General features: G+C 57.4%; 23 protein-coding genes. 14 read left to right on the top strand and 9 right to left on the bottom strand.

Features of this window, described 5'->3' with window-relative positions; genetic code table 11:
• The first annotated feature begins 53 nt into the window (after positions 1–53).
• The 3 genes from OHL22_RS06725 to der all read left to right on the top strand — a co-directional run bounded on the left by OHL22_RS06725 (position 54) and on the right by der (position 2,415).
• On the top strand, positions 54–365 hold the full coding sequence (locus OHL22_RS06725) for a type II toxin-antitoxin system Phd/YefM family antitoxin (protein ID WP_263334652.1): 312 nt from the start codon (positions 54–56) through the stop codon (positions 363–365).
• Complete coding sequence (locus OHL22_RS06720) at positions 362–748, top strand: type II toxin-antitoxin system VapC family toxin (RefSeq protein ID WP_263334650.1); 387 nt, start codon at positions 362–364, stop codon at positions 746–748. Before OHL22_RS06725 ends, OHL22_RS06720 begins: the two co-directional genes overlap by 4 nt.
• Before the next feature lie 74 nt (positions 749–822).
• Positions 823–2,415, top strand: coding sequence for a ribosome biogenesis GTPase Der (gene der / locus OHL22_RS06715; protein WP_263334648.1), 1,593 nt, complete (start codon positions 823–825; stop codon positions 2,413–2,415).
• Between the two features lie 47 nt (positions 2,416–2,462).
• Here der and OHL22_RS06710 read toward each other — a convergent pair whose 3' ends face one another.
• The 5 genes from OHL22_RS06710 to OHL22_RS06690 form a co-directional block, all read right to left on the bottom strand.
• Complete coding sequence (locus OHL22_RS06710) at positions 2,463–2,846, bottom strand: hypothetical protein (protein ID WP_263334646.1); 384 nt, start codon at positions 2,844–2,846, stop codon at positions 2,463–2,465.
• A gap of 74 nt (positions 2,847–2,920) precedes the next feature.
• Positions 2,921–3,424, bottom strand: coding sequence for a DUF7544 domain-containing protein (locus OHL22_RS06705; RefSeq protein ID WP_263334644.1), 504 nt, complete (start codon positions 3,422–3,424; stop codon positions 2,921–2,923).
• A 17-nt stretch (positions 3,425–3,441) separates the two neighbouring features.
• A complete protein-coding gene (locus tag OHL22_RS06700) occupies positions 3,442–4,032 on the bottom strand; it encodes a DUF7544 domain-containing protein (RefSeq protein ID WP_263334642.1) in 591 nt (196 codons plus the stop codon).
• Between the two features lie 31 nt (positions 4,033–4,063).
• Positions 4,064–5,422, bottom strand: a complete 1,359-nt coding sequence (gene trmFO, locus OHL22_RS06695; protein ID WP_263334641.1) for a methylenetetrahydrofolate--tRNA-(uracil(54)-C(5))-methyltransferase (FADH(2)-oxidizing) TrmFO — start codon at positions 5,420–5,422, stop codon at positions 4,064–4,066.
• A gap of 5 nt (positions 5,423–5,427) precedes the next feature.
• Positions 5,428–5,955, bottom strand: a complete 528-nt coding sequence (locus OHL22_RS06690; RefSeq protein ID WP_263334640.1) for a GNAT family N-acetyltransferase — start codon at positions 5,953–5,955, stop codon at positions 5,428–5,430.
• Positions 5,956–6,042: 87 nt separating this feature from the next.
• Here OHL22_RS06690 and queC point away from each other — a divergent pair, with 87 nt between their 5' ends.
• From queC to OHL22_RS06675, 3 genes are all read left to right on the top strand, one after another.
• Positions 6,043–6,774: a 7-cyano-7-deazaguanine synthase QueC gene (gene queC, locus OHL22_RS06685; protein ID WP_263334639.1), complete on the top strand. Its 732-nt coding sequence runs from the start codon at positions 6,043–6,045 to the stop codon at positions 6,772–6,774.
• Between the two features lie 86 nt (positions 6,775–6,860).
• Positions 6,861–7,952: a carboxypeptidase regulatory-like domain-containing protein gene (locus OHL22_RS06680; RefSeq protein WP_263334636.1), complete on the top strand. Its 1,092-nt coding sequence runs from the start codon at positions 6,861–6,863 to the stop codon at positions 7,950–7,952.
• Between the two features lie 81 nt (positions 7,953–8,033).
• Positions 8,034–9,275: a molybdopterin molybdotransferase MoeA gene (locus OHL22_RS06675; protein WP_263334634.1), complete on the top strand. Its 1,242-nt coding sequence runs from the start codon at positions 8,034–8,036 to the stop codon at positions 9,273–9,275.
• A gap of 22 nt (positions 9,276–9,297) precedes the next feature.
• Here OHL22_RS06675 and OHL22_RS06670 read toward each other — a convergent pair whose 3' ends face one another.
• On the bottom strand, positions 9,298–9,942 hold the full coding sequence (locus OHL22_RS06670) for a YqaA family protein (RefSeq protein WP_263334632.1): 645 nt from the start codon (positions 9,940–9,942) through the stop codon (positions 9,298–9,300).
• Between the two features lie 411 nt (positions 9,943–10,353).
• Here OHL22_RS06670 and OHL22_RS06665 point away from each other — a divergent pair, with 411 nt between their 5' ends.
• From OHL22_RS06665 to acnA, 4 genes are all read left to right on the top strand, one after another.
• Positions 10,354–11,442: an energy transducer TonB gene (locus tag OHL22_RS06665; RefSeq protein ID WP_263334630.1), complete on the top strand. Its 1,089-nt coding sequence runs from the start codon at positions 10,354–10,356 to the stop codon at positions 11,440–11,442.
• Positions 11,443–11,524: 82 nt separating this feature from the next.
• Complete coding sequence (locus OHL22_RS06660) at positions 11,525–12,292, top strand: MerR family transcriptional regulator (RefSeq protein WP_263334629.1); 768 nt, start codon at positions 11,525–11,527, stop codon at positions 12,290–12,292.
• Positions 12,293–12,444: 152 nt separating this feature from the next.
• On the top strand, positions 12,445–13,533 hold the full coding sequence (locus OHL22_RS06655) for an energy transducer TonB (RefSeq protein ID WP_263334626.1): 1,089 nt from the start codon (positions 12,445–12,447) through the stop codon (positions 13,531–13,533).
• Between the two features lie 345 nt (positions 13,534–13,878).
• Complete coding sequence (acnA, locus tag OHL22_RS06650) at positions 13,879–16,722, top strand: aconitate hydratase (protein ID WP_263334624.1); 2,844 nt, start codon at positions 13,879–13,881, stop codon at positions 16,720–16,722.
• Between the two features lie 60 nt (positions 16,723–16,782).
• Here the strand turns inward: acnA and OHL22_RS06645 are convergent, their stop codons facing one another.
• Complete coding sequence (locus OHL22_RS06645) at positions 16,783–17,091, bottom strand: putative quinol monooxygenase (RefSeq protein ID WP_263334622.1); 309 nt, start codon at positions 17,089–17,091, stop codon at positions 16,783–16,785.
• A gap of 27 nt (positions 17,092–17,118) precedes the next feature.
• Positions 17,119–17,757, bottom strand: a complete 639-nt coding sequence (locus OHL22_RS06640; RefSeq protein ID WP_263334620.1) for an NADPH-dependent F420 reductase — start codon at positions 17,755–17,757, stop codon at positions 17,119–17,121.
• Positions 17,758–17,870: 113 nt separating this feature from the next.
• Here OHL22_RS06640 and OHL22_RS06635 point away from each other — a divergent pair, with 113 nt between their 5' ends.
• The 4 genes from OHL22_RS06635 (at position 17,871) to nadC (ending at position 22,929) form a co-directional block, all read left to right on the top strand.
• Entirely contained in the window at positions 17,871–18,194 is a 324-nt protein-coding gene (locus OHL22_RS06635; RefSeq protein ID WP_263334618.1) for a winged helix-turn-helix transcriptional regulator, read from the top strand.
• Between the two features lie 83 nt (positions 18,195–18,277).
• Complete coding sequence (locus OHL22_RS06630; protein WP_263334615.1) at positions 18,278–21,151, top strand: valine--tRNA ligase; 2,874 nt, start codon at positions 18,278–18,280, stop codon at positions 21,149–21,151.
• A 3-nt stretch (positions 21,152–21,154) separates the two neighbouring features.
• Positions 21,155–21,988 (top strand): J domain-containing protein, encoded by an 834-nt coding sequence (locus OHL22_RS06625; RefSeq protein WP_263334612.1) that lies wholly within the window; start codon positions 21,155–21,157, stop codon positions 21,986–21,988.
• Positions 21,989–21,993: 5 nt separating this feature from the next.
• Positions 21,994–22,929 (top strand): carboxylating nicotinate-nucleotide diphosphorylase, encoded by a 936-nt coding sequence (gene nadC, locus OHL22_RS06620; protein WP_263334610.1) that lies wholly within the window; start codon positions 21,994–21,996, stop codon positions 22,927–22,929.
• A gap of 59 nt (positions 22,930–22,988) precedes the next feature.
• On the opposite strand, the gene glgP is transcribed toward nadC, so the two are convergent.
• Positions 22,989–24,782: an alpha-glucan family phosphorylase gene (gene glgP, locus OHL22_RS06615; RefSeq protein ID WP_263334607.1), complete on the bottom strand. Its 1,794-nt coding sequence runs from the start codon at positions 24,780–24,782 to the stop codon at positions 22,989–22,991.
• Positions 24,783–25,026: the final 244 nt, after the last annotated feature.

Raw genomic sequence — 25,026 nt, 5'->3', positions numbered from 1 at the left:
TGGCAAAATGCGGTCCGGTTGACTAAGAAACATGGACTAAGTAGACTTAGTCCATGACATATACGGTTCATCAGGCGAAGACGCAGTTTTCCAAACTGCTGCGCGAAGCGGAAGCGGGAAAGGAAGTGATTGTCATGCGCGGGTCGAAGCCGGTGGCGAAGATTATCCCGATTTCATCGGTTCCTGATACGGCTAAACGTCGGATGGCTGGTGGTTTCGAGGGGCTTGTTTCCTTTGACGATAGTGTCTTTGATCCCCTCACGGATGAACAGATGATCGAATACGGATTCGATAATCCCGCAAAAGATGAGCGATACAAGGATTTTGTGGATACAGGAAGGGCTCGATCTGAATCTGCGGAATGACCTACCTTTTCGATACTCATACCTATCTCTGGTTTCGTAGCGCTCCGCATCTGTTGCCGCCGGATGTTCTGGATTTGCTCACCAATACATCTCATACGGGGTACATCTCGCTCATAACACCATGGGAGATTGCGATCAAGTCCGGAACCGGGAAGCTTAGTGCAGCACAACTCTTGAATGGCTTTGAAAGCAGGGAATCATCAGCGGGATTCTCGATTCTGGCGTTCACAGTCGATCAGGCTATAGCCTCGGGGTTTCTTCCTCGCCATCATCGAGATCCTTTCGACCGAATGCTTGCTGTCCAGGCTTTGGATATGAAAATCCCAATTGTTGGCCGGGATCGGGCTTTCGACCTTTATGGCGTGCAGCGAATCTGGGGATAAGCGACAATAGAGCTAAGGGTTCTCGATTCTGCAGGGTTTCCGCGATCGGAGGAACACCGATCGGAGCCAAATTCATGTCGAAGTACCATAAGTCTGTCGTTCCCGCCCCATTGCCGATTTCCGGGATACCTCTTGTTGCCATCGTCGGGCGGCCTAACGTGGGCAAGTCGACGCTTTTTAACCGTCTCACGCATTCCCGCCGCTCCATCGTCGGTGATGAGCCAGGGATAACTCGCGATCGCATTTACGGCGAAGTAGAGTGGAATGGCCGGGTCATTCGTCTGGTGGACACGGGCGGCATCATCCCTGACGATCCAGAACTGATCCCCAGCGAGATTTACCGGCAGGCACGCACGGCACTCGATGAGGCCGATTTGCTGCTGTTTGTTGTGGATGCGCGGACGGAGCTGGCTTCACCCGATATTGATCTGGCGCGTACGCTGATTCGCGGGCGCAAGCCGGTCTTTCTGGTGGTAAACAAGGTGGAAACGGCTGCCATTGCTGCGGCTTCAGAGAATTTTCGCCAGCTCGGCTTCCGCGATGTCTACATGGTCAGCAGCGAGCATGGGCAGGGAATTGGTGATCTGCTCGATGGCGTTTTTGAACGGCTGCCTGCGCCGGTTGGCTCCCCTGCGGAAGAGTCTGCGGTTTACAGCGAAGTGCCGGAGCCAGAAGAGGCGGATATCGACGGCGAAGTTGTTTTCGACGAAGGCCAGGAAGAGGAATCCGCGGAAGACATGGGGCCGGAGGATGACATCGAAGAGCCGCTGGACGATTCCGAGCCGGAAGAGGTGTTGGATGAAGACGGCAAGCCTGTGCATCGCACCCATGGCGAATATCAACAGCGCGAGACTTCGGTTGCGATCATCGGCCGGCCTAATGTGGGCAAGTCGACATTGCTCAATGCTCTAACGGGTACTTCGCGGGCTATCGTTTCGCCGATTGCCGGAACAACGCGTGATGCGGTCGATGAGGTGATCGAGTTCGACGGCCAGCTTATCCGGCTAGTGGATACGGCAGGCATTCGACGTAAAGGCAAGACTGAGCTGATGGCTGAGAAGCTGTCGGTGGTCATGGCGCGCCGCCATCTGGAAGCGAGCGATGTTGCGTTGCTAATGATCGATGCGACGGAAGGCGTGACGGCCAACGATGCGCACATTGGCGGTTATGCGCATGAGAGCGGCCGCAGCGTCATCATTCTGGTGAACAAGTGGGATCTTGTTACGACGGCGCGCACCGATGGTAAGCCGCCTGCGGATAAGTCAGTGTACGAAGAGCAGGTGCGTAGTGCGCTGAAGTATCTCGACTATGCGCCGTTGATCTTTATCTCCGCTGCTTCAGGGATGAATCTTGACAAGGTCAAGAAGGAGATCAAGCGCGTTGCGGCGCAACGGCGTAAGCGTGTCACCACGGGCCAGATGAATCGCTTTTTGGAGAAGATCGATTTCCAGCGCGCTCCTGTGCCTATGTCGCGCAGAATGCGCATCTTCTACATCACGCAGGCTGCGGTTGCGCCGCCCACATTCATGCTGTTTGTAGATCGTGATGTGAAGCTGCACTTCGCCTTTGAGCGATTTCTGGAGAACCAGATCCGCGCCGCTTTCGGTTTTGCGGGCACGCCAATCTGGTTCAAGGTACGCGCACGCAACGCGAAGGACAAGGAATAGCCGGCGCTGTTGCAAGCAAAATTGGAAATGTTGCGACAGCTGGCGGGTTACTTCCAGCGGCTGACGGAATTTTCCCCCGGATATTCTGGCGGTGGTTCGTCGGCCTTTGGGGGTAAAAGCAGAAATGCCGCAGCGACCGACAGCAGCACGAGCAGCGCTCCAGGGATCCAACCGTGCATTTCAAAAATCTGCGTGGCGATGGCGGTGGCTACGATGAAGCAGCCGCCCCAGATGCAAAATGCGGCCCAGAAACGGACGAAGGACCGCATCCAGGGCATTTCTGGCAGTTGCGGCATCCAGCGGCGAAAGTAGGCCAGCGGGTCGGCATAGAAGCGGCGCGCCATCCAGGCCACGTATCCGCCCAGGGCAACACGGATTCCACAGGCGACGAACCGGTTCGACAAAAGCTCCGTCCCCCCCCAGTCCGTCATGCGCTCGCTGGTCCCCCTCTATTTCCTTAGACACCGGCGCGGGAGAAATTGGCCGTCTGTAAAACCAACTTTGCTTATGACGGCGCTGAAGCTGTTTCTATCGGGGCTGCGGGTTCTGGCGGAGGCCAGAGTCGGATCCTCAATGCAGGGTAGCGGCCCGCATAGAAAAGTATTCCGTAATTCCGCAGCCATGTGCCTAAGGTTCCGCTGAAGGAGATTGTCAGCAGGAAGATCAACGCAAGGGCGAAGTGAATGCCGGACCACGCCAACGGGGCAAAGTAAAACGAAGCATGCGGCGTGGAGTGTATAACGAACGCGATCACTACCCCGACCACGATCAGCACCAGCATTGGAATCAGCAGCACCAGAAAGAAGGCGATGCCAGCTGCCATCGGTACGAGTATGCGCATGAGCATGAACAAGGCGAATTGTCCCGGCTCGGTCCGTATATCGTCCCATACGTCAATGCAGGCGTCGCGGAACGAGGCATCTTCGATAGCAAATCGGGGCAGTATGAACTGGCTCATCGCAGTCTCGACGACGATGGCTATGATCGCCAGCGTGAAGATGATCACCACGATCAGCGCGAATGCCGCTAAAACAGCTCCGAAATGAACCGTCTGCGTTTCATCCTTATTGCCGGAAAATAGAGGGAAAGAAGCGGTTTGAAATGCAGGAATAAAGCGACGCCGACGGCAACAAACACGGCTACAAACCCGAGCCCAACCAGAAACGAGGCAACGAAATATCGCCATGCCTGCGTCTTGTATTTTCGCCAACCGGCTGCGATCTGGTCATGACGATCGAGCACGCAGTCAAAATAGCTGAAGCGAAGCCGGATCACCAGGTAGCCGAGTACTGCGCTGAGAATCAGCAGGATGATTACACCGGCAATCACAAATGGCAGCCAGGCCGAAACGGGCGGCAGGTGAGGATGGGGAATCGGCTGGATCGGAACCTTGCCAGTGTTGCCGCTGGGAAACGGCGAGCGGAAGCTACCTCCACCACCGCTACCTCCACCTTCGGTAACGGTCGCCACTAGAGCGAGAAGCACGAACCGGCCTAGCCGGAAAGGGCGAAAGAGATAATCGCGGGTTCGCTGGATGGCAGGGCTGATCGCATCCATGGCGGAGTACGTTAGCGGGAAGATCGGTGGAGTGGTGTAGGGCCCTGGATAGGTTGCCATGGGTGCTTGCGCAGAAGCCTAGCACAGTCACTTATACGGCGGCATGAACCGGAAGTACCGCCTGCCATTCGGCAAAAGCAGACAGCGCGCGCTCGCAGACCATCCGGTGCCGCTCCTTCTTATCGCGCACTTTTCGGCGGATTTCTTCTTCCAGTTGCGGTAGAAGGTCGAAGGTGATGTTCGCCGGCTGAAAATGCGCAGCATCCGCATGCGTGATGTAGTGAGTCAGCGATCCAAGCGCGGTTGCGCGTGGAACCGGAGCCGGATCCATGCCATGGGCAATCGCCGCGGCGTAGAGACCTGTCAACAGTCCTGAAGCGATGGATTCTGTGTAGCCCTCAACGCCGGAAATTTGCCCGGCAAAGAACAGATCGGGCCGTATCTGCAATCGCAACCTGTTATCGAGCAGACGCGGAGAGCATATGTACGTATTGCGGTGAATCTGACCGTAGCGCAGGAACTTTGCATTTTCCAGCCCGGGGATCATCCGCAGCACGCGAGCCTGTTCGCCGTACTTCAGGTGATTTTGAAATCCGACCAGGTTATAGCTGTCGGCGCGCAGATTTTCCTGCCGCAACTGCACAACAGCCCACGGATTTTTGCCGGTGCGTGGATCGCGCAGGCCGACGGGCTTCATTGGCCCGAATCGCAGCGTGTCTGGGCCACGCCGTGCCAGGACTTCAATCGGCAGGCAGCCTTCGAAATACTCAGTCTTCTCCCAGTCCTTGGTTTCAGCGGGTTCTGCGGCCAGCAGAGCGGCAAGGAATGCGTCGTATTCCTCGCGGTTCATGGGGCAGTTGATGTAGTCGGCTGTGCCTTTATCCCACCGCGCGGCAAAGTAAACGCGATCGCGGTCGATTGTCTCAGCATCGACGATGGGTGAGATCGAGTCGTAGAAGGCAAGATGCTCGGAGCCGGTAAGTCTGCCGATCTCGGCGCTCAAGGCGTCAGAAGTCAGCGGGCCAGTGGCGACAATCGTCAGCGTGTCGGCAATTGGCTCCAGCGATGTCACTTCTTCGCGGATAACGCGAATGCGTGGCTCGGCTGCGATGGCCTCGGCGATGCGCTGGGAAAACTCGACCCGGTCGACAGCAAGCGCGTGGCCCGCTGGCACGGCCGTGGCATCAGCGAGGGCCAGCAGCGATGAGCCTGCTCGACGCATCTCCTGCTTCAACAGCCACGGAGCAGTATTTGGAGATTCGCTTTTCAGCGAGTTGGAGCAGACCAGTTCGCCGAAGTCGATGGTCTGATGGGCGGGCGTCAGGACAGGCTTGCCGGCGACTTCGCGGCGCATCTCGTAAAGATCGACTTCACAGCCCAGCCTAGCCGCTGTCAGCGCCGCTTCGGGACCGGCAAGGCCGCCGCCGATAACGCGAATCTTTTGAGGCATAATCATCAGCCTTTCGCGTCCGATGTTACGACTGCGTCGTTCGGTTCGAGAGTGTCCATGGCAGCAAGTTTCGTGAGCGCCTCACCCGTGACTCGCACATTGCGCCACTCATCCAGAAAGCTGGCGCCCAAACCGGAGTAGAAATCGATTGCCGGTGTGTTCCAGTCGAGCACTTCCCACTGCAGGCGCGGGCAGCCCAGTTCGACTGCGATCGCGGCAACGCGCGCCAGCAGGGCTTTGCCGATTCCCAGACCTCGAAACTCCGGATTCACAAACAAGTCTTCGAGATATAGTCCAGGCCTGCCCGTCCAGGTGGAGTAGTTGAAGAAATAAAAGGCGAATCCAGCCGGACGGCTATCGTGTTCTGCGATGAGGCAGTGGTAATACGGGTTAGGGCCGAAACCGTCGCGCAGCAGGTCGGCTTCCGTCGCCGTTACGGCGTCAGGCTCGCGCTCATAGGTGGCGAGAGCGCGAATGAATTCGAGAATTTGCGGCACGTCTTCCGGGACGGCCTTGCGAATCGTAGTTGCCATCTACAGGTATTGTAGGGGCGGCTGGTTGTCTCAGCATGCGTGATCCGTGCCGCGCGTTTTTGCGCCTGCGAGCGATACGATAGGAACGTGGAAACTCCAGCATATCGCGAACGTTCGGTCGTCTGTCTTTCCGGCGGCATGGATAGCTGCGTCACCGCCGCCCTGGCGGCGCGTGACACCGAGGCTTACGCCATCCATTTCGGTTATGGCCAGCGCACGGAGCATCGGGAGCTGCAGGCAGCCCGCGCCGTCGCCAGCCGCCTCGATATTCGCGAATTTCTGCATCTGCACACGGATGTTTTCCGGCGGATCGGAGGCTCGGCGCTCACCGATTCGTCCATCGAAGTTCCCGACGCCAGCCCGGAGTTTCGCGAGCGGGGGATTCTCGACCAGCATGTTCCGGTGACTTACGTACCTTTCCGCAATGCGCATTTTCTGTCTGCAGCCGTGAGCTGGGCTGAGGTGCTTGGCGCCTCGCGCGTCTATATCGGAGCCGTGGAGCAGGACAGCTCCGGCTATCCAGACTGCCGGCCCGCGTATTACGAGGCGTTTCAACAGCTTATCCGTACGGGAACCCGGGACGGGAATATACAGATTGTGACCCCGTTGATTGCGCTCAATAAGGCTCAGATTGTGCGCCTTGGTCTTGAATGCAATGCGCCTTTGGATGTAACGTGGTCCTGCTACAGGGAGGAGCAGCAAGCCTGTGGGGCGTGTGAAAGCTGTGTGTTGCGCTTGCGGGCATTTGCGGCGGCGGGCGTAGAAGATCCGATTCCTTATGCCGCGACCGGCGGGACGTCCAAAGCCGGCGGAATATGAGGCATGAAGGAAGAACTATCTGACCGCAGCACTCGTCAATATGACCGTGCCGGACTCTTACCCTCGCTATTTCTAAGGAGAACGTTATGAAGCTAAGTTCGTTGTTTCCTCTCGCCGGAGCGCTTTTGATCTCTGCGTCGATGGCTATTGCCCAGGAGCCTACCGGCAAAATTCACGGGCACGTGACAGACCCGACTGGTCAGCCTAAGGGACCGGCCACCATTGGCCTGTCAACCGATAACGGTAAAACGGCGAAGTACAGCTTCCCGGTCAATGCAAGCGGCGATTTTACAGGTGATGGAATCGCACCCGGAACGTACCTGATGACCCTGCGTCTTCCCGACACGCCGCCCGATAAGGTGGTTGATCAGATCGAGAACGTGAAGATCACTGCGGGGCAGGACACGGCACAGGACGACGATATGTCGCGCGCCGAATTCCTCGCCAGAATGACTCCGGACCAGCGCAAGCAAGTCGAAGAGTTCAAGAAGAAGAACGCCGACGTCATGAAGAACAACGCGGTGATCAAGAACCTGAACGCGGACCTTGCGACAGCGCGCCAGAACAACAAGGATAAGAAGTACGACGAGGCTGAGGCCTTGATGCTCAAGGACACAGCGCTTAAGCCGGACAGCGAACTACTCTGGTACGAACTGGGCAATTCGCAGCTTGGCCTGAAGAAGTGGGATGATGCGACCACGAGCTTCAAGAAGGCAGTGGATCTGGGAACGGCCTCCAAGAAGCCCAATCCTGAGTTGTTGGGCGGAGCCGATGCCGGCATGGGCGAAGCGGCTGCGCGCAACAATAAGGCTGACGAGGCACAGACCGACTACGATGCGGCAGCCAAGGCGAATCCGGCAAAGGCTGGTTTCTACTACTCCAACGAAACTATCGTCTTTTCGCAGGCGGGCAACGCTGATGCGCAGGGCGCTGCTGCGGACAAGGCAATCGCGGCCGATCCAAATAACGCCATTGCCTACTATCTCAAGGGCCAGGCGCTCATCGGCAAGGCAACCATGGACTCCAAGACCAACAAGATCATACTGCCCCCCGGATGCGCGGAGGCCTACCAGAAATACTTGGATCTTGCCCCTAACGGCCAGTTCGCCAATGACGTGAAGGGAATCCTGGCGCAGAGCAATGAGAAGGTAGAAACCAAGTACAAGGCCAAGAAATAAGCTGCAATACGAAATGCGCCGAAGCCGTTGCTCACCTGAGCAGCGGCTTTTGTGTGTTTGGCGGAGGCTACAATTCAGGTCATGGCAGAGACTTTGCTGAGTTATGCCGAGGCTGCGGAAGAGATTTGCCGTTACATCGGGCAATTGCCCTCGCCTGCTGTTACCGAGGCCGTTTCTCTTCTGGACGTAGCTGGCCGTGTGCTTGCGCAGGAGATCCGCGCTGATCGCGACCAGCCCCCGTTTCCGCGATCGACGCGTGACGGATTTGCCTGTCGCGCCGCAGATGCCAATACATATCAGCCGCTTCATGTAGCCGGTCAGGTTCGGGCGGGTGAAATAGCTAGTAGTAAAGCCAGGCCGGGAGAAGCATGGGAGATTATGACGGGCGCTCCAGTTCCGGATGGACTGGATGCAGTGTTTATGGTGGAGCACTCCGAGCGGATCGGGAACACGGTGCGCATGCGCGAGCCGCGCCAGATTGCCGAGGGAGAAAATATTGTTCCGGCCGGAGCGGAAGCGCGCACTGGTGAACTCGTGATCCCGCGCGGTACACGTCTGGAAGCGCAGCATATCGCGCTTGCCGCACAATGCGGCTATCCGGAGTTGACCGTGTTTCGCATGCCGGTCGTAGCTATTCTTTCTTCGGGCGACGAACTCGTTGCCGTGGCAGAGACACCGGCACTTAGCCAAATTCGCAACTCCAATTCGCCGATGCTGGCCGCTCTCGTCGCGTCTGCGGGTGGGCAGCCACTCATTTTGCCGGTAGTTCGTGATGAGGAAGCAGCGGTCGATGCCGCGTTGGCATCGGCTTTTCACCAACATCCCGACTTGTTGTTGCTCACTGGCGGCATTTCGGCTGGTCGCTTTGACTTCAGCAGGGGCGGGTTGGAACGTGCAGGGGCACGAATCCTGTTCGCAGGTGTTGCGATGCAGCCCGGCAAGCCGGTTGTCGTTGGCGAGGTTCCACTACCCCAGTCTGGACGCATGGTTCCGTTTCTTGCGCTTCCGGGCAACCCTATATCCAGCGCAGCAACCTTTCATCTGTTCGCTGCACCGGTGTTGGCTGCGCTGGGAGGAAACACTGCCGCAGTGCCTCGCTTTGCCGCGGCACATTACGCTAGCGAATGGCGCGGAAAGCCCGGTCTCACACGTTTTCTGCCGGCGCGTTGCGACTTCAGTCTGAATCCACAGGTAGAGCTTGTTCCATGGCATGGCTCGGGCGATCTGGCCGCCTATGCCCGCTCCAACTGCCTGCTGGTACTTCCCTCGGATTGCGAGGAATTACATCCCGGAAGCGAGGTATCAATTCTCCTGACCGCATAGGGCCGGCGATAACCTCGGCTGTTTACGAATCCGCTGCGTTAGTTTGTGCAGCGCCCTTGCGCCGAAATTTCAGTACCGCCCAGACCGCAATCGCTGTAAGCAGCAAAACGAGACATGTCAGGAAGAGGATCAGATGTTGGCTGATCAGCTTCTGCATCAGCGAAACAGCGCCAGGTCCCAGCTTCATCACCAGTAGTGACAGGACTGTCCAACGGATCATCCGACCGCAGAAGACTGCGAGCACAAATGACCAGACCCGCATTTCAAAGACACCCGCAGCAAAAACAAAGGCCTTCCAGGGAGTCGGCGGGGGCAGCATGCTCGGCACCAGGACCGCCAGAAATTCCTGCCGCTCAAATTTGTCGCGCATGCTCTCAAAGCGCTGACGGTTTACACGTTTGAGCAAAAAAAGCTCGCCGCCAGCGCGGCCTAGTCCATAGGGAAGCAGGCCACCGATTGCCGATCCTGCGGCTCCGGCGAGGCAGTAGATGAAGAAATGGGACTTGTTCTCCCAGACCATGACGGCCAGCAGCGCGTCCATCGGGACCGGAATGGTGCTGGAATCGGCCAGGGCGATCAGGCCGACGCCCCAGAAACCCATCTTGATGAGTGCCGGCACGATCACCAGGTTCCAGCGGGACATCCACTTTACAATCAGTTGTTTCAATCAGGAATCTCTCGATCTCTTCAAACATATTTCTGCGCGATCAGCTTGATTCTGTGTTTCTTACCTGTTGTGCTGTAACAACCATGGTCAGAACTCGTCTAATCGGCTGAGTCCTGCGCCGGACTTTGACACGTCTTCTAGGACACGTCTTTTAGACTGATGCCATTCTACGGTGTGGGGTTTCGTCGTCGACGCTGGGCAACTACAAGCGCCGATAGCGATAAAGTCCGGGTTGGCCCTAATTCCAGAGAATGAGAGAATAAACGGAAGACCGGGAGATTTTTGGATTGAAGAGCGTTCCGGTGAAGCTACGGTCATCGCAGCCCACCCGCTTTTCATGTACCTAAAGTGATGCCAACCAACCAGCCGCCTTCGAATTCGCCTTCCTCGCATCGTGAACATGACGACTCTATGCCTACTGGGGTTGCGCTCGCAGAACCGGAGCCCACAGAAAGCGACCGCTCAGAAGCCGAGGCAGCCGGGCGGGGAAATTCGCGCGACAAAGATGGCTATTCGAGCTCACGTTGGGTGGATTACGACACCCACGAACTGCTGGAGAAGATCTCCCAGTACGAAGATGAGCGCCGCTGGCAGCGCATCCGCGAAGGCATATGGATCTCCATCATTCTGCACTTCCTGCTTTTCCTGGGGATTGCGTATATTCCGCGCTATGTCTTTCATCAGGTGCAGCTTATCGATCCGATTCAGGCGATTCGCAACCGTAAGGACCTGACATACCTGGACGAGCTTCCCGATGCGATCAAGCAGGCGCAGAAATTAAAACCGAAGCCTCCGGCACTTAAGCCAAACGAGGCGATGGTCGATAAAAAGACACTTGATGCACTGAAGGCGATGGAAAAGGCGCAGCCGAAGCCCAAGGAGCCTGCGCCGGAAGTAAAGCAGCAACAATCTGCACCTCTTCCGCAACCACAACCCCAGCCACAGCAGCAGGCTGCGGTAACTCCGCCTCCACCGATGCCGCAGCCCAGTCAGCAGATTACCCCGGAAGCTCCGCGTCCTGCGCCGGTGCCGGCCAAGCCGAATTTCTCGCTCGGCTCACAGAATCCAGCCGATCAGCTCCGCCAGGCGATGCGCGACTCCATGCGTCCAGGTGATAGTGGGCAATTAAGCGGCCCCTCACTCAATCAGCACAGCGGCGCGGACGGCGGCGTTCAGGTGCTTTCCGATACACAGGGCGTTGATTTCAACCCATATCTGCAAAAAGTGATTCGCGAGACGTACCGCACCTGGGATCCGCTGATTCCCGAAGAGGTCAATCCACCCATCCTGAAGCGCGGCCAGTGCGAAATAGTCTTCACTATTCTGCCCAATGGGCGCGTGCAGGCGCATTCGATGACCCTGACCGGGCGCTCCGGCGACGTAGCTCTTGACCGCGCGGCCTGGGGATCTATCGAAGGCGCCGACTACCCGCCGTTGCCGCGAGAGTTCCACGGTCCGTACCTGCAGCTTCGCTTCCGGTTCCAGTACAACATCCACTGAACCGGAGATTTCTTTGCTTTATCGCTTGACCCTGACGTAACGTCATAACGCAGACTCCTCTTCAGTAGAGGAACACCAGGTCATGCTCCGTATCCAGCAATTCGCCAAACTTGCCAACGTTACTGTCCGAACGCTGCATCACTACGACCGGATAGGACTGCTTTCGCCCACGCTCCGCTCTGCGAACGGCTACCGGCTCTATCGCATGGAAGATCTGGCCCAGCTTGAGCGCATTCTCTTCTTGCGCTACCTGGGCATCTCATTGCGAGAAATTGCCGACCTGCTCGCCACCGGAGCTCAGCTTCCGGAACAGGATCTCGCGGCAACGCTCGCTCGCCAGGCCTCTGTTCTGCGCCAGCGGCGCGACGGTATCGACCGCGTCTTGCACGCGATCGACCGCGCAAGCACTGCGATGAAGAAGAACGACAAGCCCGATTGGTCCCTCTACCAGACCATCCTTGAGGAGATTCACATGCAGGAAACACAAGACTGGACACAGAAGTACTATTCGCCCGAAGCGCAACAGGCAATCGAAGAGCGCCGGCCACTCTGGAATCCAGAGATGCAGGCCAAGGTCACTGCCGATTGGCAGCAGATGTACGCCGATGTGCAGAGCGCTATCGACCGCAACGTCGAACCCGTTAGCGACGAAGGCAAAGCGCTTGCGGCACGTTGGATGAAGCTGGTGGAAGGTTTCACCGGCGGCAATCCGGCGGTGCTTGAAGGGTTGAATAAGCTCTACGCCGATCGCGCCAACTGGCCTTCTGGTACGGTCTCGCCAGAAGCCGAAAAGAACATGCCCAAACCGGAGCTGATGATCTTTATCCGAGCTGCTCTCGGGAAGGCCTAACCTGTCATTCGCTGCCCGTCCGGCTCTATCTGAAGGAGGATGGGCAGCGTTTTGCTGCAGCCGAGATAAAACGATTGTGTAGAGGGTTTGATAGCGCGTTCAGCGGGCTCGTTGTTATACACTTTTCTTCGCTTACGAGGAGCCTTTCCAACATGCAATTTATGAGGCGTGCCGTCCCCTTCGTCTTTTCATCGATCGCATTTTGCCTGGCCACCGCCTTTCTTCATGGACAGGCAACACCGCGCTCCATTCTCGACAAAGGAGTGGCCATCACCGGACTCACCGCTGCCAACGGACCTGGATTCCATATCAAGGCCAATTACACACTCTACGACCGCGGCAATGAGTCAGAATCCGGCACGCTGGAAGAATGGGCCTCCGGACCCTGGACCTGGCATCGCGTCTACACGGAAAAGAAGCAGGCCGGTAGCGAGTGGAGCCTGAAGCATGGCGACGCCGTCATGACCAAGGGCGCTAAGCTGAACTTCGTGATGCTCGATGCGCGTGTGGCAACACCTCTGACAAATCCCCTGTACTACCTGGTCAACTATGGCTCCAATGCGGATCTCAATAATCAAGCTGGAACCTTCGGCGGCCTCACGCTCGACTGTCTCACAGTCGGCAATGCAGCCTCACTGGCCGGCAAAGTCGATCCAGATCTGCTCTACCCAACGATGTGTTTCGATGAGACAGACTCGACGTTGCGTTACGTCAAGACGACCTACCGGTTGACCACGTACGCCAATTTCAAACCGCTTGGTAATCGATCGGTGGCAACAAAGATGGATGTGAACTACGGTGGCAAGCAGGATGTTGCTGCTGAAATCACCACACTGGAGCCGTTGGCGTCGGGAGATCAGGCGCAGGTCGCTCCATCTGGAAAGACAGTGCCTGAGCCCTACAACCACATGGCTACCGATGCGCCATTGGTATCGACGCACATTAGCGAGTGCGAGTATCCGATGTCGGCTCAGACTAATCACGAGAGCGGCATCATCATGGTACCCGTTGTGATCCACAAAGATGGCAGCGTCAAGAGCAATGGGGGCGGATTTGGCGGGCCTCCTGATCTGAACGAGGCGGCTTCGGATTGTGTAGGTGGCTGGAAGTATGAGCCATTCAAGCTCGACGGTCAGCCCGTGGATGTAGCAGAGACGCTCATCATCACCTACAACAATGGACCTTTTAAAGGACAACCCGGCTATGCGTCGCAACCACCTGCTCCAGGTGCGGCGAAGTAGCTTTTCTCATGAATTGGTAGCGATGCTAGAGTTTCAAAGCCCTCTGCGCCGCGCAAGCCAACTCTTGCTGGAATGCCTTAAAATGTTGGCGTCGTATGTGCTCCGCATTTCTTCTTATCGAGGCTGTTTCAAGCCAGATTTACCAAGCCGGCTACGTTTCACCCGTCCGGCGGCCCAAGCGCTTCCGGTTTGGCCGCGTTGATCGTGGCAGTAGCCGGTCCAAGCTTTCCCGCAGCTAATGCGTTTCGCAACCAGAAGCGGCACCGTGCGGTCCTCCGGTTGCAGCCCGCTGCGAAGACGCGCACCTGCCAGCTAGAATTTGCAACCTTAGAAAGGCATCTGAAGATGAACACCTTCCAAAGCCGGAAGACCCTCGAAGTTCAGACAGCATCCGGCAAGCGCACCTATACCTACTTCAGCCTTCCCGCCGTTGGCACGCAAGGCTTCGATCTAGCCCGTCTGCCCTTCAGTCTCAAGATCCTGCTTGAAAACCTGCTGCGCCGCGAAGACGGTGTGAATGTCACCGCAGGCGATATCTGTTTCCTCGCAACGTGGAAGGCCGAGGCCGAGCCGAGCCGCGAGATTGCCTACATGCCCGCCCGCGTGCTGATGCAGGATTTTACCGGTGTCCCGGCCATCGTCGATCTGGCCGCGATGCGCGACGCGATGAAAACTCTTGGTGGCGATCCGGAAAAGATTAATCCGCTCGTTCCGGCAGAGCTCGTTATCGATCACAGCGTGCAGGTGGATGAGTTTGGCTCGCCTCGCGCTTATGATGCAAACGCGCTGCTCGAGTTTCAGCGCAACCGCGAGCGCTATGCGTTTTTGAAGTGGGGCCAGACGGCCTTCCGCAACTTCTCAGCCGTGCCGCCGGGCATGGGTATCTGTCATCAGGTCAACCTCGAATACCTTGCGCGCGTCGTCTTCACCAAGGATGAAAACGGTGAGTCCATCGCCTATCCAGATACGCTCGTAGGCACGGACAGCCACACGACCATGATCAACGGCCTGGGTGTTCTTGGCTGGGGTGTCGGCGGCATCGAAGCCGAGGCAGCCATGCTTGGCCAGCCGGTGTCGATGCTCATTCCGCAGGTGGTGGGCTACAGGCTCACGGGCAAGCTGCGCGAGGGCGCAACAGCCACGGACCTCGTCCTTACCGTCACCGAGGCGCTGCGCAAGCTTGGCGTCGTCGGCAAATTCGTCGAGTTCTACGGCTCCGGCGTCAGCGAACTGCCCCTCGCCGACCGCGCGACCATCAGCAACATGGCTCCCGAATACGGTGCGACATGCGGCATCTTTCCGGTAGATGAGGAAACGCTCCGCTATCTGCGCCTCACTGGCCGCAGCGAAGAGCAGATTGCGCTCGTTGAGGCTTACTACAAGGCCCAGGGGCTCTTCCACACGGCCGACTCGCCCGAAGCCATGTATACGCAGACTCTCGAGCTAGACCTTTCGACTATCCAGCCCAGTATCGCCGGTCCCAAGCGCCCGCAGGATCGCGTTCTGCTCTCCGAGGCAGGCGCAAGCTTCCGCAAGCAGCTTCCAAGCCTGCTTGGACCTGCCGCCAAGCCCCTCGGCGAGCGCGCCGCTCTGCGCTGGGCCGCCGGTACACCCTTCCAGGACAGCGAGCTTGTCTCAGCGGTTGCCGCCGGTACGAACGAAGGCCTCGATCGCGGCTTCGAAAAGGCCGTCGCACAGGGTAATGGTCACAACGGCACGGTGAAGGGCCGCTTCGGCGTCAATCCGGATGACTATCTTGACCACGGCTCAGTTGTCATTGCCGCGATCACAAGCTGCACCAACACTTCAAACCCCTCGGTCATGATCGCCGCGGGCATTCTTGCCAAGAAAGCGGTTGAAAAGGGCCTCAGCGTTCCGCCGTGGGTCAAGACATCGCTCGCGCCCGGCTCCCGCGTCGTGACTGACTACTACCAGAAGTCGGGCCTGCTGCCGTATCTCGAAAAGCTGCGCTTCAATGTCGTCGGCTACGGCTGTACCACCTGCATCGGCAACTCTGGTCCGCTCCCTTCTGACGTTTCCGATTCCATCAACGATCACGGTCTTGTCGCAGTCTCGGTTCTCAGCGGTAATCGCAACTTCGAGGGCCGCGTCAACGTCGACGTGCGCGCCAACTACCTCATGTCGCCGCCGCTGGTTGTGGCGTACGCCATCGCCGGCCGTATAGATCATGACTTCGACAAGGAGCCGCTCGGCACCGACGAAGTAGGCCAGCCGGTCTATCTTGCCGATATCTGGCCCTCGCAGAAAGAAGTCAGCGACGCCATCGCTGCCGGAGTTACCAGCGAAGGCTTTACCCATGAATACGCGACCGTCACACTCGGCGATGCAAACTGGCAGGGGCTGAAGTTTCCCTCTGGCGACACCTACGGATGGGAAGGTGATTCCACCTACATCCGCAAGGCTCCCTACTTCGACGGCATCACATCTAAGCCCACGCCTGTCGAAGACATTGCCAATGCTCGTGTGCTCGCCATTCTCGGCGACAGCGTCACGACGGATCACATCTCGCCCGCCGGTTCCATCAAAGCAGCCGGACCTGCCGGCGTTTACCTCACGGACCACGGCGTCACCAAAGCTGACTTCAACAGCTACGGTTCGCGCCGCGGCAATCATGAGGTAATGGTGCGCGGTACGTTTGCCAATGTGCGCCTGCGCAACAAGCTTGCGCCCGGCACTGAGGGTGGCGTCACGCGCCTGTTGCCTGAGGGCGAGACGATGTCGATCTATGACGCCAGCGTGAAGTACGCCGAGCGTGGAGTGCCGTTGATCATTCTCGCAGGCAAGGAGTACGGCTCCGGGTCATCGCGCGACTGGGCTGCCAAGGGTCCTAAACTGCTTGGCATCCGCGCGGTGATTGCCGAAAGCTTCGAGCGCATTCACCGCTCCAACCTTGTCGGCATGGGCATTTTGCCGCTGCAGTTCTTGCCCGGGGAGTCCGTCGAATCTCACCGCCTCACTGGCGAAGAGACCTACGACTTCTCTGGTCTCAAAGCCATGCTTGACTCAAAATTTGCCGACGGCAAGACCCTGCACGTCAAGGTCACTTCCACGGACGGCGTAACTAAGTTGATTGCAACCCAGGTCCGCATCGATACCCCGCAGGAAATTGCCTACTACGAACACGGCGGCATTCTGCAGTATGTATTGCGGCAGTTGGCTGCGAATTAAAACGGTAACTGTACGCGACATGCCGCCCTTCGCGGGCGGCATGTGTTTTTGTGAATCAACTTATTTGCGATGGTGGATTTCGGTGAGGGTATAGTGCCGCATCTCCGTGATTTCTTTCACGAAGCCGCCGATTGCCTTGAAGAACGAAGAAAAATGCGGTCCTTTGCGAAATCCCTGCATATGCGCCTCTGTCGAGATCCACTCGATGCGCAGCACGGCAGAGATCTCATCTTCCTCGCATTCGGTGAGTTCGTAGGCAAGGCACTCCGGAGCTGCGTCCAGACTCGCCCGAGCCTCTTTGTACGCGGCTACCAGTTCCTGGCGCCGAGCCGCATCGGTGACCGTATAACGGATATATTCAACGACCATTGTTGACCTCGTAAAGGACTGGGGCTCTTAGTTGAGTGGTTGATTATCATTCAGAAGATGGAAAGCGAAGCGCTGGCCGCGCCGCGACCCGAAAGCCATGTCGATCCACAGCATCGCCATCGCTTCCAGATAACGCGCGTTACGCAGAGCGCCGCAATCGGTGGGAAAAAGCCCCGCCTGTTCCACAAGCCCGGCGGTGATCGCCTTGGCTCCCAGGTCGTCACTGCAGTAGAACCCGCCAGCCACAGCGCCACCCACCTGACCGTGACCAAGGAACGGAGCTCCGACTGTGTTGAATGCCTTGACGACCCGTGCCTGCGGCTGCGCTTCCTGTACTAACTCAGCAGCTGATCGGCCGCCGAGGTTCTCTAGTCCGCTCAGGTCTTTCTTCAGAGGATTTGTAGTGTCGATGAGAACCTTTCCGGCAAGATCCCCTGTTGTCCGCAGTACAGATTCTGCCGCATCCCATGGCACCGCCAGAACAACAACTTCGCAATACTGCGCGGCATCCGCCACGAGGCTTGCAGTTGCGCCTGTATGCGAAGACTCCGCAGCCGAAATTTTGCCTTTGTCTCGAACGCCAAGCACGATCGAATGACCGTGTCGTAACCATAGATCTGCCAGCGCACTGCCGATGTGTCCCGTCCCTAAAATTGCAATTTTCATCAGCCCACTCCAAACTGCTAACCCATCTATAGTGCGCGGCATGCTTACCACTCAATTACGCACAATTTTGTGCCCGGGTGATGGTGTGAATCGCGGGGCGCTAAACTACGTTCATGCGTATCGAGGATTGCCCGGTCAAATCCGCCATTGACGTCATTGGTGGCAAATGGAAGCCTCTGATTCTGCGGGAGCTCAAGGATGGGCCTCGCCGATTTGGTGAATTACGGCGCGCCATTCCAGGTGTCCGCCACAAGGTGCTGACCGAACAGCTCCGACAGCTTGAGGGCGCCGATATAGTTACCCGGCGCGTTTATGGCGAAAAAGTGCTCCAGTCCGAGTACCGGTTAAGCTCCTATGGAGAAACCCTTCGGCCGGCATTGAATGCCCTCGCCGTATGGGGCGCGGCTCATCTGGAACATGTTGCTGTGCTATCGTGAAAAGTTGGCCCTGAGCGGAAAAATCTCCCGTTGCGGCGCGCAAATACCTGCGTTTCGTACACCTCTGTGGCCGCCTTACGATCATGCCTCACGACCTGCCCAAAGCCTACGACCCCACCGCCATTGAAGATAAATGGGCCGAATACTGGGTCCGCGAAAACCTCTTTGCCGTCGATACACCGACTGAGAAAGACGGTCAGGAAGCCTTCACTATCCTGCTGCCGCCGCCTAACGTCACCGGTCGCCTGCACATGGGCCACATGCTCAACCAGACGGAGATGGATATCCTCATCCGCTGGCACCGTATGCGCGGCGAAAAGGCCCTCTGGGTTCCGGGCACCGACCACGCCGGCATCGCCACCCAGATGATGGTTGAGCGGCAGCTTGCCAGCGAAGGCTCATCGCGCCAGCAACTGGGCCGCGAGGCCTTCGAGAAACGCGTCTGGCAGTGGCGCGAGCAGTATGGCAAGGCCATCCTCGACCAGATGAAGCGTCTCGGCGCCTCGGTCGACTGGAGCCGTGAATACTTCACCATGGACGCAGGCCTGTCGGTTGCGGTTCGTGAAGCTTTCACGCGCCTCTATCATGAGGGGCTGGTCTATCGTGGCGCGTACGTCGTCAACTGGTGCCCCGGCTGCCAGACCGCCGTCAGCGACCTCGAAGTTGTCCACGAAGAAATGCTCGGCAAGCTGTGGGAGATCCGCTATCCGGTCGTACATTCGAATGGCGAATATCTCACGATTGCAACGACACGCCCCGAAACCATGCTGGGCGACGTGGCTGTGGCTATTCATCCAGACGACGAGCGCTACACGCATCTGCATGGCAAACGGCTGATTCTGCCGCTAACTGGCCGCGAGATTCCGATTGTGCTTGACACCTGGGTCAGCCGCGACTTCGGCACCGGCGCGGTCAAGGTCACGCCAGCACACGACCCCAACGACTTCGCGCTCGGCCAGCGCCACAATCTTCCGTCCATCAACGTCATGGACGACCGCGCGCGCATTGCGCTGCCGGGCAGTCCGTATGATGGCCTTGATCGCTACGAAGCGCGCAAGCGCATCGTCGATGACCTCGCTGCCGAAGGGCTGCTAGGAGCCATTCACGATCACAAGCTCTCGGTTGGCCGCTGCGACCGCAGCAAGGACGTGATCGAGCCGCGCCTCTCGACGCAATGGTTCGTCGCTGTCAACAAGCGTCCCGAGGGCCGCGATGTTTCGATGGCCGAGCTCGCCATTGCCGCTGTGCAAGCTAATGAATACGGCCAGCAGCCCATGCGCTTCACGCCATCCATGTATGAGAAAACCTATCTCAACTGGATGACGAACATTCGCGACTGGTGCATCAGCCGCCAGCTCTGGTGGGGCCATCGCATTCCGGCATGGCACTGCGCAGTCTGCCATCAGATTACTGTGCCCAAGCCCGGCGACGCGCACGATCCAAGCGCATGCACACACTGCAGCAGCGCCGAGATCACGCAGGAAACCGACGTTCTCGATACATGGTTTTCTTCAGGCCTGCTGCCGGTCAGCGTTTTCGGCTGGCCATTCCTCGCGCCTGACGCGGACGGCACTGCGAGTGCGGACTTTCACAACTTCTACCCAACAAGCCTGCTGGTTACCGGCTTCGACATCCTCTTCTTCTGGGTGGCGCGCATGGTCATGCTCGATTGCTGGTTCTCGCAGGACGTTCCGCTCGCCGACGGATCGAAGCGGACACTGAAAGACTCTGTACCCTTCCGCGAGGTCTATATTCACGCGCTGGTGCGCGACGCCAACCGCGAGAAGATGTCCAAGACCAAAGGCAACGTTATCGATCCTATTGAGATCGTTAAGCAGTACGGCACCGACGCCGTGCGCTTCACGCTGGCCTCGATGGCTTCACCCGGTACCGACATCGCGTTTAACGTAGCCAGAACCGAAGGCTATCGCGCTTTCGCCAACAAGATCTGGAACGCCGCGCGATTCATCTTCATGACCCGTGATCGCTACCTTGAACAAACTGGTGGCGCGATGTCTCACCGCTTCGATTTGACGAAGGTAGACCGGCACAACTCCGTGCTCCTGGGCTATCCCGCCAATCCCGAAGCACCTGCTTCCAGCGAGTCCCAATCCCCGTTAGAGCATCGATGGATCCTTTCCCGTCTGCATCGCGCTTCAGCCGGTGTCAATGCTGCGCTTGAAAGCTATCGCTTCGACGATGCGGCATCCGTCGTATACCAGTTTTTCTGGGGTGATTTTTGCGATTGGTATCTCGAGATCATCAAGCTCCCGCTTGATCCCGTCAAACCAGATGGACCGGAAAAGCTTTTGGCTTTGCTGGTTCTTCTTACCGTATTTGAATCGGCACTTCGCTTACTTTCTCCATTCCTGCCTTTTCTTACCGAAGAACTTTGGCATGCGTATTATCAAGACCGGCCTCCGGTCAAATCCATCGCGCTTATGCCTTTCCCCGTTTCCGAGGATCCGGACTTCGACGAACAGGCGGATAGGGCTATGGAGCAATTGCAAAACCTCATTGTCGAGGTCCGTGCGCTGCGCAAGGAAAGCGGTGTCGAAGAAAAGGCTACAGTGCCGATCGAGTTGCGTATTGGTGCAGATAGTAGCTCGACGATAGAGGAAAATCGCGCCGTCATTGAGCGTCTTGCTCGCGTGAGCGAGATTCGTTTCGTTGACGAGATCTCTCCTTCGCTTACCAAACGTTCGACGCCAGACTTCGACTTGGCAGTGCTCTACGAGCGCACCATCGACGTAGCAGCCGAACGCGACCGCCTAACCAAAGACATCGCCAAGCTCGAAAAGAATCTCGCCTCCGCAGAAAAGCAGTTAGGTAACGAAAGCTTTCTCGCCAAGGCCCCGGCCAACATTGTTGAAGGCCTCAAAAAGCAATACGAAGAGAACCGGCAGCTTCTCGAAAAAGCTCGCGCCGCGCTCTCATCTTTACCTCCGGAAGCGTAGGGAATGTCCTGCTCGTGTGTCCAATGCCGCATTCATGGAGCCACACTGGGCCTGAAGAAATTCCCTGCTTCCCGTCGAGCAATTCATCAGGCTTATCGTCGCGCTGCAATGGCCTGGCACCCTGACCGCTTTGCCAGTGAACCAGGCAAAATGCATGAGGCAGAGGAGCATTTTAAGCAGGCTCAATCAGCCTATCGTGAACTGGCAGAGCATAATCCTGAAACTCAGGACGAGCCCGAGATCGACGATGCTACAGCCGATGTTGAAAGCGTGGAGGAGCAAGCAACTGAAGCTGCGCCGAATCCGAGTATCCAATGGAACTCCATCGCGCCTTCGGTGCTCTTCGCCAACATTTCCAACTGTTTTGTTCCACCTGATCTCCCGCCATCAGCCGACGCTGTCGTAAGCCAGCATCTGAGTTTCTTCGATTACCCAAATGCCATTTTCGATCTGGCATATGACGGCAGCTTCCGCCGATTCTTTCTCCTTGCCTCGCACGGTGCCATTTTCAAAGACTCACTTGGCAAAGTCGCACTTCTGCGTTACGAAGACTTTGGCCAGGTTGAGTTGCTCAATCGCGAATCAGATACCAAACGTGGTTTTTGGGATAAGCTTGGCGAGCGAATCGTCAGCACGCTCGCGGAACATTTCCATGGTGTTCCAGAGCGATTCTCACTTGATCTCTACCGTGGTGACGGAACTCACTTCTGCTCTCTTACCGGCCTTGTCACCGATGAGGCCAAGTCTGCTATCTATCGCTATCTCGTGCGTAAGAAACAGCAGTTTCAACGCGAAGAGTCAGGACTAGTCAACTCAACCCCCAAGGTGGTTCGATAAACAACGTGGACTGGAAAAATCACCGTATCGACGCTCTTCTCGAACTGGCTCTTGTCGAAGACAAGGCCGCCAGCGACGCGACCACGAATCTCATCATCGATCCCGATCTGCGCGCCACCGCCACGGTGATCGCGCGCCAGGATCTGGTCGTCTGTGGCCTCGGCTGCATTCCGCGTTTTCTCGAGATCTTTAGCAAGCTCGATAAACGTACCTCGGCGCAGACACGCTTTGAGGTGATCAGCCATCCTGAGATTTTCGACGGCGTGCGCGCACGCAATGGCCAGACCCTTGCTGTCATTCGCCACAATGCCCGTGCGTTGCTGAGTTGCGAGCGCGTCATTCTCAATCTCATGCAGCATCTCAGCGGTATTGCAACGAACACCCGCCAATATGCCGATGCTCTCGCCGGTACCAAGGCTCATGTGCTCGATACACGCAAGACGGTGCCCGGCCTGCGCTCTCTGGACAAATACGCAGTCCTCTGCGGCGGCGGCACCAATCACCGCCTCGATCTCTCCGACGGCATTCTCATCAAGAACAACCACATTGCCCTCGGTGGCGGCGTGAAGCAGACGCTGCAGAAAGCACTCGCAGGACGCAAGCCCGGCCAGCGCGTGCAGATTGAAGTACGCACCATGCAGGAGTTGGATGAGGCGCTGGCGAATGGAGCAGAAGCGATCCTGCTCGATAACATGACGCCTGCGCAGATAGAGAAGTGTGTCGCGCGCATTCATCAGGCAGAGGCGGAAGCCGAAGGCGCAGCCCTGGAGCCGGGCGCGAAACCCAAACGCTGGATTCCGACGGAAGCCTCAGGCGGTATTGTTCTTGAGAACATCCGCGACTACGCGCTTGCGAGTGTTGATTTCATCTCTGTAGGTGCGCTTACGCACTCGGCAAAGGCCGCAGACATAAGCATGCGCATCGTCGCAGAATCTCGCTAGAGATTTCGCGCAGATGCGCATGTTATTTATCGTGAATTGTCAGATGGGTCGTTCTGTAATCAGCGGCCGACAGCCGCAGGCTCCTCCACGTTCGCTTCTTCCACCATCGTCACCGGATAGTAAGCATTACGAATGTACTGCTTGACCATCCGATTGGTGTTAAAGAACGAACCGTTGTAGGCGATCGTAGTCTTCATAATGCCGCCCCAAGCTTCGGGCGACTTGTTATAGAGCTTGACTATTGAGTTTTCCAGCTTCTCGTAGAGTGAGTTCGCTTCAGCAGCATCGTCTTCGCCATCTTCGATGGCCCAGCCGGTGTAGCCTTCCAGGCAGCCTTCAATCCACCATCCATCCAGGATTGAAAGGCTCGGCACGCCATTCAACGCGGCCTTCATGCCGCTGGTGCCGCTGGCCTCATACGGCCTCCGCGGCGTGTTCACCCAAACGTCCACGCCCGCGGTGAGCAGCGCGCCAAGCTCCCAATCGTAGTTTTCGAGATACACAACGCGCAGGTCTGAGCCTGAGTACCTCTGCGCCTTCTCAATCACGCTGTGAATCAGCGCTTTGCCGGGCTCGTCCTGCGGATGCGCCTTGCCTGCATACAGGATCTGCAATCCACCGGCAGCCTGCGCAATCTGCAACAGACGCTCCGGATCAGTAAAGAGCAGATCGGCGCGCTTGTATGTTGCGGCACGTCGTGCAAAGCCAAGCGTCAACACCTTGGGGTTCAGCACCAGTCCAGTGCGCGATGCAACCTCGGCAAGCAATGTTTCCTTTGACTGGGCGTGTGCAGCGAGCACCTCGCTGGTCGGAATCTCGATGGTGTTGCGCAGATATAGATTGTCGCGCCGCCAGTGAGCAATGCCCTTGTCAAACAGATCCTGAAACGGAGCAGAAATCCAGGTCGGCGCATGCACGCCATTCGTGATGGCATCAATCACGTAATCGGGGAACATCTCACGCGAGACATTCCCATGCTGCAGCGCGACGCCATTCACATAGCGCGAGAAGCGCAGTGCAACGTAAGTCATGTTGAGCATGTTTTCATGGCAGCAGCCCAGCAATTCGAGCCGCCCAAAGCGGTCGCTGCCGAGAACGCGGATCGCCTGATCTTTGCCGAAGCGGTCGTGACCAGCGGGCACTGGAGTATGCGTTGTAAACACACACTTCTGCCGCACGATGTTCACGTCCTGCTCTGTGATTTTGTTTGCCGGGCCGCCACCCATCTGGGCTTCCAGCAGCGCAAGCGTGAGCAACGCGGCGTGGCCTTCGTTCATGTGGTAGACGTTTACACGATGGCCCAGCGCATTGAGCATGCGTACACCACCCATGCCGAGAATAATCTCCTGTTGCAGGCGATAGTTCGAATCACCGCCATAGAGATGATCGGTCAGGCTACGGTCCCAATTCGTATTCTCGGGCAAGTCGGAGTCGAGCAGATAAATCTGAATCGTATGCCCCGACCGGCCTACCATGTCGTAACGCCAGGCGCGCAGCGTGACGATGCGATCTTCGATATTTACGGTTACGCGCGGGGCTTCTTCGGTGCAGAAGTCGCCGACTGTCCAAGGCTGGGCTTCCTCCGATTGCTTTCCGTTTGCATCCAGATGCTGGCGGAAGTAACCCTTGCGATGCAACAGAGTGAAGGCCACCAGCGGAACGCCAAGATCCGCTGCCGAACGAAGCGTGTCACCTGCCAGAACCCCTAAGCCTCCTGAATACGTGGGCATGCTGGGATTGATGGCGATCTCCATCGAGAAATACGCAACGATGCCGCTTTGCATGTACGGTTCGTATGAGATTTGGCGCGCAGATGAGGATGAGGAGAAATTGCTGTAAGAGGAGTTGGACATGATGTGGTTGTCTCCGAATCGCGAGTGGAAGAGCTTGCCTTCCACACAATCGCAACCTCTAACCGGCCTGGTTCTTCAATTCCTGACCTGTTTTGTAATATCGGCCGGTTTTGCCGAAAGCCTTGCTTTCGAGCGGGTAGCTCAAACGATTTTAGCAAGACACAAAATTCAGGAATAGCGAATTCTGTCCGGATGGCTGACTGTAGGGAGCGTAACCGAAGTACTCAGAAACGCACATCCCACA

It is taken from the genome of Acidicapsa dinghuensis (assembly GCF_025685685.1).
GTDB lineage: Bacteria > Acidobacteriota > Terriglobia > Terriglobales > Acidobacteriaceae > Acidicapsa > Acidicapsa dinghuensis.
The sequence above is the reverse complement of the archived record's forward strand: the minus strand, read 5'-3'. Positions and strand labels throughout refer to the sequence as shown.